The sequence below is a fragment of the Alkalicoccus luteus genome (assembly GCF_052061695.1).
In the GTDB taxonomy this organism is placed as follows: domain Bacteria; phylum Bacillota; class Bacilli; order Bacillales; family Salisediminibacteriaceae; genus Alkalicoccus; species Alkalicoccus luteus.
The window spans coordinates 43,837-55,774 of record NZ_JBPZEY010000014.1; the positions used below are offsets into that span (position 1 = coordinate 43,837).

The following is an 11,938-nucleotide window of genomic DNA, read 5'->3' on the forward strand; positions in this document are numbered from 1 at the left end:
AGAAATACATAAATCACATGAAAGCAGAGCTGAAAGAATTATAGGCACGAACATAGGAACTTTCTGACGAGGTAGATGAGTAAATTCAAACAAAGCTGTGTTCTGTGCCTACGAGCGTATGCTTTCCGGAGGGGCCGGTCTCAGCTAACTGGCTCGGTGATTCCGAGCCAGTGGATCTTTGCCTCGGCCTGATCCTCTCGGAGTCAACGCTCTTCGCTTCGAACTTGTTGTTTTAGAAGGTTTAGCTGCATACGTTTTATTCATAGACTTATTCCAATAAGGCTTAGAGTTAAGTGTTGTAACCAGCACCACGATAATAGCGTGTTCTTCAGATTCAGCCATACTAATCCATTAACATTAACAGGTATTATCACTCTGAAACTCGTTCTCAAAAGCTGATTCAAGCTTTTCTAAATCGGTTTTTAAAAAATCGTTCATCTTTTGTTCGATCATTTCAAAAATACTGCTTTCATCTAACTCATCTTGATAGCCATTAGGAAGAATTTCTTTATAATAAATTGGTGCATATCCAGTATTTAGTCGGTTTTTTGCAATGTTAAACAACTCAGGGTACTTTATTGCCACTTGATGGAGTTTTTCTCTAAGTGCAGGTTCACCTGGACCTATAATGCATTTTAATAGAAGTTGATGCGGTCTGTTTTGAAACTCAAACAGCACGATTCGTTTACTTGGCGTCCAGTTAGAGCCTAGGTGCTCGATTAGCGAATCCAATCGATTTGTTGTAAATCTTATAAACGTTTTAATGGAATGATCTAAGATTAAGTTCTTTTCATCTTTAATATCATGTGGAAGCTTGCTTGCTATCTCAGATTGTATATCAGGCTTATATTTGTATATGAGATCTAAGGCTTTTTTATGTTTTGCATAAATTTCCTTACATATCTGCTCTAACTCCTCATCTCCCACAATGTGCCTCCTCAACATTTCTATGTATTGTGTCAGAAAATCACGTGACCGTTCATTTAAAGTTAATTCTCGATGACTCGTGCCTTCTTCAATGAGTTTAATAATCGTAGAGTAATCCACGTTAACCCAACGTTCAGAGTGACTGGCACTATCTCCAAATGGAGTTAAGTAGATATAGACAGCCATGTAATCACGGTAGTGGTTTTCTATTATCTGTTCATATTTGTTTAATTGATGGTTGGACTCCTGACTCCATATCTTGTTTTCAATAACGATGACGAGCTGTTCCTTCTCGGAAACTAAAAGAATATCAATGTTATTCCATTCTCGTTTTACAATTAAATCCGCATAATCAACTAAAGCCACCCGCAAACGCTTTTGATGATCAATTTCGTCATCATGGACACGCTGCATAACCATGTTGACTAAGTCTCTCACGATAAAATCATCCATCCCGTGAGATTCATTTGGATCTAATAGCCAAGCAAGAACGTTGCTATGTCGGATCTCCCGATTTACAACCCCAAGCACTTCAAACAAATTAAACGCAGATGCTTTCGTTTCTATTCGATGAAGAGCTTCTGTATCGAGTAAAAAGTTATTTAGTGCGGCAACATCTTGATTCATATTTATCATCCCAGCCTTCCGAACATATTTAGAAAACAGAACTTAAACGATAGAATTAACCAGTCAGAAATGGCTAGTTATCATTATTTTGTTGCTGCTTTATATAATTTGCTCTCAGCTCAATCAAACTTTTCCCTTTTTCTTTATGTATGTCGAATTGATATGTAACTACACTTGGTCACACGAATACACGCTTTAACCATTGTTGAAAGGACAATTCTTTTCTATTTACTATGGCTTGATTACCCTTACGTTGTCAAACGGTGTTACTAATCGCCATTTATAAAACACTATTTTTATCGAAAAAAAGCATGCCGGACTTCATCCCGACATGCTGCTTGTTACTCGTATGACTGGATCGAAGCAAAGCTTTAGCTTTGCACCAGATTGCCTTTAAAAAAGCTATACCGGCTGCTCCGCCTGTTCAAACTGCTTCAGCAGTGCCCGCACTTCATCTGTCGACTTCGTCTGCATCAGTTCGTTTCGAAGTGCGCTGGCGCCTCGAAATCCTTTTACGTATATCTTGAAAAAGCGGTGCAGCTTCGTGATCGGTCGGGGCACTTGCTCTGCGTAATAGTCCTGAAGGTCGAGCTGCAGCTTCAGCAGATCCAGGTACTCCTGGCTGCTGTGCTCTCTTTTCTCTTTTTCAAAAGCGAACGGATTTTTGAATATTCCTCTCCCGATCATAATGCCGTCTACTCCGTATTTGTCAGCAAGTTCAAGACCGACCTGCCGATCGGGAATGTCTCCGTTGATGGTAAGCAAGGTCTCCGGGGCGATCTCATCCCGCAGCTTGGTGATTTCTGGAATCAGCTCCCAGTGGGCATCCACTGCGCTCATTTCCTGCCTCGTGCGAAGATGAATAGAGAGGTTTGCCACATTTTGCTTGAGAATGTGCGTAAGCCATCCCTTCCACTCCTCCACTTCTGTAAAGCCGAGACGGGTCTTCACGCTTACCGGCAGCCCACCGGCTTTTGCCGCTTGAACGAGCTCTGCTGCGACATCCGGCCGGCGGATCAGACCGCTGCCTTTTCCGCTTGATGCCACATTCGGCACGGGACAGCCCATATTAATGTCGATCCCCTTAAAGCCCATTTCCGCCATCCCTACGCTCATTTGCTGGAAATACTCAGGCTTGTCTCCCCAGATATGGGCTACCATCGGCTGCTCATCTTCAGTGAATAACAGACGCCCGCGCACGCTGTCTCTTCCCTCTGTATGGCAGTAGCTGTCTGAATTCGTGAACTCGGTAAAAAAGACGTCGGGACGCGCAGCTTTACTGACGACGTGCCGAAACACGACATCCGTCACATCTTCCATCGGTGCTAATACAAAAAACGGCCGCGGCAGGTCGCGCCAGAAATTCTCTTTCACAATCAATCAACTCCACTTACTATAAATATCATAAAAGAAATTCGACTTTTTCTCATTTTATCAAGCTAGCTGGATGTTAACAATGCAACGCACTCCACATGCGTCGTATGCGGAAACATATCAACCGGCTGGACTTCTTTTGTTTCGTATCCTTTTTCTGCGAGGATGCTCAGATCGCGGGCAAGGGTCGCCGGGTTGCAGGAAACGTAGACGATTCGCTCCGGTGCGAGCTCGGTCATCGTGGTGAGAAGCGATTCGTCACAGCCTTTTCGAGGCGGGTCGACGACGATAACGTCGCCACGGATTCCCTGCGCCTGCCACCAGGGCATGATGCTCTCGGCTTCCCCTACGAAGAAATCAGCGTTCTCAATATGGTTAATTTCCGCGTTTCGCTTCGCGTCATCGACGGCATCCGGAACGATTTCCACCCCGTATACGCGTCGAGCTCTGCCTGCAAGAAACAAGCTGATCGTGCCGATGCCGCAGTAGGCGTCCATCACCGTTTCCGTTCCGGTTAAAGCTGCATACTCCAGCGCCTTCCCGTAGAGCACATCGGTCTGCTCCGGGTTTACCTGATAAAAGGAGCGGGCGGAAATAGCAAAGCGAACACCGTTAATTTCATCGTGAATGACGCTCTCTCCCCAAACGACGTTCGTTTCGTCGCCAAAAATAACGTTCGTCCGCTTCGGGTTCACGTTGTGCATGATCGACTTCAGGTTCGGGAAGGTGTCGCGCAGCTTGTCGGCCAGCTGCTTTTTATTCGGAAGCCCCTTATCTTTCGTGATCAGCACGATCATCAGTTCATCCGTCGTTTTGGCGTGCCGGATAACAACGTGGCGAAGCTGTCCTTTATGTTTTTGCGGATCATAGGCGCGAATGCCAAGTTCCGACGCTGCTGCTTTCACGAGATTCATCGTGCGATCTGCGTCCGGATGCTGAATCAGACACTCGTCGGTATCGACGATGTCCTTACTGCGCTCAGCATAAAAGCCGCTTACGATCTGCCCCTTTTGCTCGCCGATTGGAATTTGTGATTTATTCCGGTAGCGCCACGGATCCGCCATCCCTAGCGTTTCATGCACTGGAACGTCTGTTAATCCGCCGATCCGGGCAAGTGCTTCTTTTACGACATTCTGTTTATACGCAAGCTGGCCGCTGTACGTGAGATGCTGCAGCTGACAGCCTCCGCATCGTTTGAACACCGGACATGGAGGTTCCGTTCGATCGCTGCTCGTTTCATGCAGCGTCAGAAGTCTGCCAAATGCAAAGTTCTTTTTCATCTGAACGATTTTAATGTCGGCTTCTTCCCGGGGAAGTGCGCCTTTAATGAATACCGGAAAACCGTCTATTTTTGCGACCCCGGCTCCGTCGTGCGTTAAATCCTCGACTAACACCCGGTACTGTTCGTTTTTTTTCACTGGTGCCTGCTGTTTCATGTACGTACGTCCTTTCTCTTTTCAGCTTACCCGATTGTAACACATTCCGGCTGTTTGAAAACGGACTTGAAGCTGGTATGATAGGTTAGGACAATCATGCATACAGAAAATTAGAGGTGGAATCATGGCTACGTTAAAACGAAACGATCCCTGCCCATGCGGCAGCGGAAAAAAATACAAAAAGTGCTGCTTAAAAAAGCTGGAAACAAAGTCTAAATTCGATATGGCAGATGTGCGCGCATTTAATGAACTGCTTCCGAAGCTGTTTGACTACAGCAAGGCATTTGATGATCAAATTAAAACCGAGTACGACAAAAAAACTGCTGCGTTTGAATCATTGGCCGTACCGGATGCCCGCGCCTTCTCCCAGCTCCTCTTTCACTGGATGCTGTTTAACTGGAAACTCAAGGATAAAACGATTCTGGAGCGGTTTGTCGATGAGCATCACGACAGCTATACGCCCGCATTCCAGGAGTTCCTTGGGGCGTGGCAAAAGCTTGAGCCGAGCCTGTTTGAAGTCGTTCACGCAGACAGCGAATATATCGCGCTGAAAAACGTCTGGACGGATAAGTCGCAGACGATTCAAAAGACGCCTTCCTCGCAGACGATCGAAGGCGGTTCCTATGTGATCGGCTACCTTTATCCGACTCCCGACGGACCGGCTCTCGGCAGCGATGCTGTTGAACTCCCGTCGAAGCTTGCCGAAGCATTTCTGAATGAATGTACCCGGGTGGAGATAACCAAACAAAAGCATTTTACGAAGCAGTTTGATCAGCTGCTGCAGCTGCTTGGTGCTGTCTTGGAAACCGGACCCGTCTTCGATAAACAGGAGGCTTATGAAACGATCCTGTCTGAGCTGTCTGCTCGAAAGCGTGTCCGTGCAGCCTCTGCATCCATGCTGCGCCGCTTTCTTTATCAGAAAGCACCCCGCATTACGAAACCAGCAGCCTATGCAGCCTCTCTGCACTATTGGGCTGCAAGAGAACTCCCGGATGAGGAGCCTCTTTCCCAGCAGGCCTGCGCGGAGCAGTATGGTGTCTCGAAAAGCACAATCTCTGCAAAGGTCAAGCAGCTCACTGCCTTTGAGCAATCTTAATGGAAAACGAAAAACCAGATTAAATCAACAAAGCCGGCGATCTATTCCAGATCACCGGCTTTTCTCATGTCGCTTTTTAACATCGGCAGAGTACGTTTTTCTCTCATTCATCTACTCTTCTCAGGCACTTGTTTCCTGTTCCTGCTTCCAGTCAAGCAGCGCTTCCGCTGTGAAGAGGTCGGTAATCAGCACGTTGCAGTAGCCTCCCTGAAGCGAGCCGATAATAGCATCCAGCTTCTGAAGCCCGCCGGCTGCCAGCACAGCGTATTCCTTTTCCTTCAGTTCATCAAGTTCGATGCCGATCGTCCGGTTATTCAAATCTTCATCGCAGAGCTTCCCGTTAATATCAAACATGCGTGAACAGATATCTCCGACCGCCTGTTTTTCCTTCAGCACCTTCATATCATCATCGGTCAGGTAATCGGCTTTATACAAGGCGGAATCCTCATAGCGCATGCCCACCGTAAAGACAGCGATGTTCGCTTTTTTACCGAGATCGAGCACATGACGAATGTGCCGGTCGGAGACGATCGCCTGCTTCACTACCATATGGTCGACGATCGCTGGCAGCGGCAGAAAATACGGCGACGTATGAAACGCCCGTCCGAGATAGTGTATGATCTCGGAGGCGTACGTATTGGCTTCCGAATAGCTGACTCCGCCATTCAGCTGCGTCACAATCACATCGTGCACGCTTTTCTGCTGAAGCTGCCTGGCCACCTCATACATCGTCGAGCCCCACGTTGTTCCGATGATGTCGTGGTCTTTAACGATCTGCTGCAAGTAAGAAGCCGTCTGTCTCCCGATTTCCTCTTTGATAATATGATCGTCGTGAACCGGGGCATCGACGACAATACAGTTCTTCAGTCCGAAATGCTCCTCGATTACCGCTCCAATCTGCTGTAAATCCTGGTAGGGATCTACGATGCGGATTTGCACAATTCCCTTCTCTTTGGCTTCTCGAAGAAGTCTCGACACAGAAGGTCTGGAAATACCAAGCTCTTCCGCCACCGCTTGCTGACTGTAGTCCAGCTGATAATACATTTTCGCTGCTTTGACGACCCGTGATAATTTATCCTTTGTCATGGTCCTTCCCCCTGGAGCCAAACTAACGTTATTCCGTCTATGAACATTATTTCACGCAATTTCGTAAATTGCAATCGCTTTCTCCGAGAATCAGTGTGTTTATTTTACGCAGCTTTATCCATAAAGAAGGCCCCGGAATCTGCTTCACTCCGAGGCCTTACGTTCTACTGATTAATAATCGGATTCGCTCTGTTCCCCTTTTACAATCGCTACACCTGCGCTGGCGCCAATTCGTGTTGCGCCGGCCTCAATCATCGCTTTCGCGTCTTCAAGCGACCGGACTCCGCCAGATGCTTTTACGCCAGCCTGATCTCCGACCGCTCTGCGCATAAGTGCTACATCTTCTACGGTTGCGGAACCTGTCGAGAAGCCGGTGGACGTCTTTACAAAATCCAGTCCTGCCTTCACGGCAATCTTGCAGGCTGCCGTTTTCTCTTCATCTGTCAGCAGGCATGTTTCCAGAATAACCTTCGTCAGCGCTTTTCCCTGCGCTGCTTCCTGAACGGCACGCATGTCCCGTTCTACGAGCTCAAGATTTCCCTGCTTAAGCGCTCCAATATTCAGGACCATATCAATTTCATCTGCTCCGTTTTGAATCGCATTTTCTGTTTCGAAGGCTTTCACTTCCGGTGTATTAGCTCCGAGAGGAAAACCAACAACCGTGCACACTTTTGCTTCAGCGTTCTTTAGCAGTTCCGCTGCCTTTTCAACCCATACAGGCTGAACGCAGACGGATGCAAAGCGGTATTCATCTGCCTCCTGGCAGAGCTTAACGATTTGTTCTTCAACTGTTTCCGGCTTTAATAGCGTGTGGTCGATCATGGATGCAACTGACTGTGTCATCATACATTACCCCTTTTATCGTCAAATTTTAAAAGAACATGCCTGCAATAGATGCATTCAAGAGAGAGGCGAGCATACCTGCAAAAATGGCTTTGACACCGAGCTGGGCAATATCTCCGCGCCGGCTTGGAGCAAGCTTCCCAAGTCCGCCGAGCAGGATCCCCAGTGACGATACGTTTGCGAAACCGCAAAGCGCAAAGCTGATAACGAGAACCGTTTTCGGATCAAGGTTCTCGATTTCCGGTGCAAACGAAGCGTAGGCTACAAATTCGTTCAGAACGAGCTTCTGTCCGATGTAGTTTCCGGCCTGAAATGCTTCAGCCCACGGCACTCCAATCGCAAAGGCGAGCGGTGCGAAAATGACGCCAAAGATATTTTCAAGCGTTAATCCTTCCAGCTGAAATGTCGTAAAGAAATCGAGAACCCAGTTAATACCGGTCTGAACAACGCCGAGACCTCCGTTGACAAGAGCAACAAGAGCGATAAACGCCAGCAGCATCGCTGCGATGTTCAGTGCAAGCTGAAGACCGGTGCTTGCCCCTCTCGCTGCGGCATCGATGACATTATAGGACTCTTTATCATCTTCCATATCGATTTCCTGCTTATCTGACGCTTTCTCCGGCTCTGTCTCCGGCATAATAATTTTAGCCAGAACGAGTCCAGAAGGTGCCGCCATAAAGCTTGCTGCGAGCAGGTATTCGAGTGGTACCCCAAGCTGGGAATACCCGATCAGCACAGAACCGGCTACAGATGCGAGTCCACCGGTCATGACAGCAAAAAGCTCGGAGCGTGTCATCTGCGGCAGGAACGGTTTGACCACGAGCGGTGCTTCCGTCTGGCCGACAAAGATGTTAGCAGAAGCAGACAGCGATTCTGTCCGGCTTGTTCCTAAAAGCCATGCGAGGGCACCGCCGATAATCTTGATAACAAACTGCATGATTCCCAGGTAGTAAAGGATGGAAATCAGTGAAGAAAAGAAAATAATGATCGTAAGTACTTCAAACGCAAAAATCATGCCGACGCCTTCAGCTTCAAATAATCCGCCGAAGAGAAAGTCGATCCCTTCTCCCGTGAAGCCGACGATCGCGTTGACTACTTCCGTGAAGGCAAACAGCGCTTGCTGGCCCACCGTGGAATAAAGCACAATAAATGCAAATAAAATCTGGATGGCTAAACCGCCGAATATCGTCCGTGGATTAATCGCTTTCCGGTTGGATGACAGCAGCAGTGCAATACTGAGCACTGTTACAATTCCGGCAATTCCCCACAAAATGTTCATCTGTGAATCCCCCGTTATGTTAGCGTTTTCTTCTGACTTTGCCACTATACCACTAATTTTGAACATATGTAAATATTACTTTAATCACAAGTTCATTTTTGCTGATCGTGATGTACCCAACCGATCGCCCTTTTTTCTGCCTGTTGTTTACATATGGCGCATACAGGGAATAAGAACAGCAGTCCGTATTCAATCATCAGATGCAGCAGAGGAGGGTTGACTAGATGCCGCTTTCGAAGGAGCAGGAAAAACGAAAAGTCCCGTCCAAAACCCGCGGGGATGAGAAGCGCCAGGAAGAGAATCAGCGGTTTGAACAGCTGCTGGACAAGCTGGAGGATATTACGACGAATGGCCGGTTGAAGGATATGGCGTATCACTTCACTAATACGAGAGAAGTTATCAAAACGAACCTGATTGCAGGTGTAGCACGGGGCGTCGGCCTTACCGTCGGTACCGCGATCTTTATCGGTTTACTGATTTTAATTTTATCTCAGCTCGTTTCAGCTCCGCTTGTCGGCGAATATATTGCAAACCTGCTTGATATTGTCGAAGCAAATCGGGATAATGAATAGTAAGAAGTTCAAATTTTTTGAAATGAGGTGCTACATATGGATTGGTTAGGCATTGGAGTTCTTGTATTAGCAATTGCATTTTTTGTCGCCGTACTGTTCCTGCGTCCGGTGCTCAACAATCTGGCCGCCACGCTATCAAACACGGCCGATACGGTGTCAACGCTGAATAAAAGTCTCGGGGAAATTACGAGTGAGACAACGCTGATTCTTTATAACACGAACGAAACACTCGTGGATGTTAACGAAAAAATCGGCAAGCTGAATCCGCTGTTTGATATCATTCACGACACCGGCGAAGCTGCTCATCACCTGACAGGCACGCTCGCAAGCTATACGTCCGTAAAGCACGACCGTGCAACAGCCGGCATTAACTACATTGATAAAAAGCACCTTGAAGGTATTCTTCGCGGCGCTGCGTTCGTGTATTACCTGCGCCAGATTAAGAAAGAATCGAACAAAGTAGCGGAAGACGTCACATCAGCTTCCTGATCGAACTGACCCTACAGAGCGGCCCGGTGAAACTGCCGGACCGCTCTTTATTTTTGGTTGCTCAAAAAAGCTGTCGCAGGCCAATAGGACTGGACAGCTCTTTCGCTATTCTAATTCCGCCTGCGCGTCATCATCTGCTTTCAGACACGTGTGTATTCTGTCCGGCACCATCATCGTCACATGCCGGTACAAGTTGGTAAACCGCTCCTGCAATGCTCCCCCATGCTCACCGTCCAGGTTCAGCTCCAGTTTATCTTCAGAGATGATTTCGATGTCCCCGGCCTGTACGTAGAGAACACGATCGTCCTTCAAATGCTCGCCGCGCATGGCAGCCCCTGTGAGGCGGACGACATCCGCCAGGTTCGTCTTCTTGACGATGATTAAATCGAACTTGCCATCGTCCAGATACGCCTGCGGTGCAAGCTTCTCAAATCCCCCGACGGAGTTCGTGTTGGAGACGAGAAAGAGCATAATTTCCCCTTCAAAGGTCTCTCCATCATAGTGAATCGTCACCTGCGTCGGTTTAATTCTCGGCAGCTTCTCAAATCCTTTTACGTAGTACGCCATCTGCCCCATCATCGTTTTCAGGCGGCTTGGCACTTCATATGTAAGCTCGGTTAGGGTACCTGCCCCCGCAATGTTAATAAAATATTTTTCGCCGACGCGGCCGACGTCAATCGCACGCTCTTTCCCCGATACAAGCGTCTCACAGGCTTCCTCTATGTTTTTTGGAATATGAAGCGCCCGTGCAAAATCGTTCGTAGTGCCGCCCGGAAGCAGCCCCAGCTTTGGCCGGTAGTCTTTTTCGGCGATCCCGTTAACGACCTCATGAATGGTTCCGTCGCCGCCTGCTGCAATCACAAAATCAAATTCCCGTTCACACGCAAGCGCAGCAGCTCGGCGGGCGCACCCTTCGCCGGTTGTTGCGTGGGCGGATGCTTCGTATCCTGCTTTTTCCAATGTTTCTAAAATAAACGGCAGATGACGCTTTACTTGTTCCCTGCCGGAAGTAGGATTATAAATCAGCCTGGCTCGTTTCGTCATGGTACCGTCCCCCGTCATCCCCAGTTTTCCAAGTCAGTATACCATAATATGGACGCTTGAAGCATACAAAAAGCAGGCCTTTGTCAACAGCATCGTTTTTGACAAAGGCCTGCTCATGTTCGTATGTCGCTATTCATCCTGTTTTGCAATCCCTCCTTCGCGTAAAAAATCCTTGCTGTGGCTGGATCGATCGCAAAACCCCTTTCCTATGGATATCACAGCTTCTTGCTGTGTAGAGCTCATTTTATACGATAAACTTTTTATTGTAAATATTCAGAATTATTAATTTAATAGGTAAAATCGCTTTATCTCTCATATATACTACTGCATGCTTTTAATTTCTCTCTTTTTCGTTTTCGTATTACCCTGACTTACCGGGTTAAAGCGGATATACCCGACTTGCCTGCCGAGACATACACAGGCTAAGGCGTTCTTGGCTTTGACCCTCACAGACCCGTTGCCATTATGAGCAGCATCATGTTCGTGCGTCGTTCCGTGCTTTCATTTACTCGCAGGTTCCATCGTAAGGAGGTTGGGCACCGTCTCAAATCCTGTTCTGTGATACCATAAACGAAAGAAGGTGAAACGATATGCGATTAATTGTAGTGATGCTTCTCCTGGCAGCGCTCGCTGCTTTGTCAGCGGTAGACTGGAAGACGGTGGAACTTCCGGGCAGTACCGAAGAACAGAGAGATCCGCTCGTTTCCGCGGAAGCTGTCGTGTCGGAAAACCAGCTTCACCCGCTCGTGGAAGAGGCGAAAGAGGAATTGCTGCGGCGGGCGGAGGAACAGAACATCCGCCTCGTTATTACAGAAGGGTACCGCTCCCCCGACCGCCAGGATGAGCTGTATGCGAGAGGCCGGTCTGCCGACGGGGATATCGTCACCAACGCAGCCGCCTGGGAGTCGTATCATAACTACGGCCTTGCCATTGACTATGCACTCGAAACCGATGATGGACTTGTTTGGGACATCGAAACCGACTTTAACGGAAGCGGCGAACCAGACTGGCTCGAAGTGGCCGCTATCGCCAAAGATATCGGTTTTGAATGGGGCGGTGACTGGGATGGCTTCTCCGATTACCCGCATCTGCAAATGACATTTGGCCTGTCCATCAACGAACTTCAGCGGGCTAGGGAAACTAACTCCGATGAGTAAAGCGCCGC

11 protein-coding genes are annotated in these 11,938 nt (G+C 48.0%); 4 read left to right on the plus strand and 7 right to left on the minus strand.

What is annotated here, in order from left to right; all coding sequences use genetic code 11:
- Positions 1–357: 357 nt before the first annotated feature.
- The 3 genes from ACSZLD_RS15515 to rlmD all read right to left on the minus strand — a co-directional run bounded on the left by ACSZLD_RS15515 (position 358) and on the right by rlmD (position 4,364).
- A complete protein-coding gene (locus ACSZLD_RS15515) occupies positions 358–1,554 on the minus strand; it encodes a PDDEXK-like family protein (protein WP_444685712.1) in 1,197 nt (398 codons plus the stop codon).
- Between the two features lie 402 nt (positions 1,555–1,956).
- Complete coding sequence (locus ACSZLD_RS15520; RefSeq protein WP_377907603.1) at positions 1,957–2,928, minus strand: tRNA dihydrouridine synthase; 972 nt, start codon at positions 2,926–2,928, stop codon at positions 1,957–1,959.
- Positions 2,929–2,993: 65 nt separating this feature from the next.
- The gene (gene rlmD / locus ACSZLD_RS15525; RefSeq protein ID WP_377907602.1) at positions 2,994–4,364 is read right to left on the minus strand and encodes a 23S rRNA (uracil(1939)-C(5))-methyltransferase RlmD; all 1,371 of its coding nucleotides are present in this window, start codon (positions 4,362–4,364) and stop codon (positions 2,994–2,996) included.
- 124 nt (positions 4,365–4,488) lie between these two features.
- On the opposite strand from rlmD, the gene ACSZLD_RS15530 reads away from it, so the two are divergent.
- Positions 4,489–5,460 carry an SEC-C metal-binding domain-containing protein gene (locus ACSZLD_RS15530; RefSeq protein WP_377907601.1) on the plus strand — a complete coding sequence of 324 codons (972 nt, stop codon included), beginning with the start codon at positions 4,489–4,491 and terminating at the stop codon, positions 5,458–5,460.
- A gap of 120 nt (positions 5,461–5,580) precedes the next feature.
- Here ACSZLD_RS15530 and deoR read toward each other — a convergent pair whose 3' ends face one another.
- The 3 genes from deoR to ACSZLD_RS15545 all read right to left on the minus strand — a co-directional run bounded on the left by deoR (position 5,581) and on the right by ACSZLD_RS15545 (position 8,668).
- Positions 5,581–6,546 carry a DNA-binding transcriptional repressor DeoR gene (gene deoR, locus ACSZLD_RS15535; protein ID WP_444685713.1) on the minus strand — a complete coding sequence of 322 codons (966 nt, stop codon included), beginning with the start codon at positions 6,544–6,546 and terminating at the stop codon, positions 5,581–5,583.
- A 171-nt stretch (positions 6,547–6,717) separates the two neighbouring features.
- Positions 6,718–7,389 (minus strand): deoxyribose-phosphate aldolase, encoded by a 672-nt coding sequence (deoC, locus tag ACSZLD_RS15540; protein WP_377907599.1) that lies wholly within the window; start codon positions 7,387–7,389, stop codon positions 6,718–6,720.
- Positions 7,390–7,417: 28 nt separating this feature from the next.
- A complete protein-coding gene (locus ACSZLD_RS15545) occupies positions 7,418–8,668 on the minus strand; it encodes a NupC/NupG family nucleoside CNT transporter (protein WP_377907598.1) in 1,251 nt (416 codons plus the stop codon).
- 224 nt (positions 8,669–8,892) lie between these two features.
- Between ACSZLD_RS15545 and ACSZLD_RS15550 the strand changes: the two genes are divergently transcribed.
- Together ACSZLD_RS15550 and ACSZLD_RS15555 are read left to right on the plus strand one after the other, a co-directional pair.
- Positions 8,893–9,240, plus strand: coding sequence for a DUF5665 domain-containing protein (locus ACSZLD_RS15550; protein WP_377907597.1), 348 nt, complete (start codon positions 8,893–8,895; stop codon positions 9,238–9,240).
- A gap of 36 nt (positions 9,241–9,276) precedes the next feature.
- Positions 9,277–9,729: a DUF948 domain-containing protein gene (locus ACSZLD_RS15555; protein WP_168007799.1), complete on the plus strand. Its 453-nt coding sequence runs from the start codon at positions 9,277–9,279 to the stop codon at positions 9,727–9,729.
- Between the two features lie 105 nt (positions 9,730–9,834).
- On the opposite strand, the gene ACSZLD_RS15560 is transcribed toward ACSZLD_RS15555, so the two are convergent.
- Positions 9,835–10,773: a diacylglycerol kinase gene (locus ACSZLD_RS15560; RefSeq protein ID WP_444685714.1), complete on the minus strand. Its 939-nt coding sequence runs from the start codon at positions 10,771–10,773 to the stop codon at positions 9,835–9,837.
- A 590-nt stretch (positions 10,774–11,363) separates the two neighbouring features.
- Between ACSZLD_RS15560 and ACSZLD_RS15565 the strand changes: the two genes are divergently transcribed.
- Positions 11,364–11,930 carry a M15 family metallopeptidase gene (locus tag ACSZLD_RS15565; RefSeq protein ID WP_444685715.1) on the plus strand — a complete coding sequence of 189 codons (567 nt, stop codon included), beginning with the start codon at positions 11,364–11,366 and terminating at the stop codon, positions 11,928–11,930.
- The last annotated feature ends 8 nt before the right edge of the window (positions 11,931–11,938 follow it).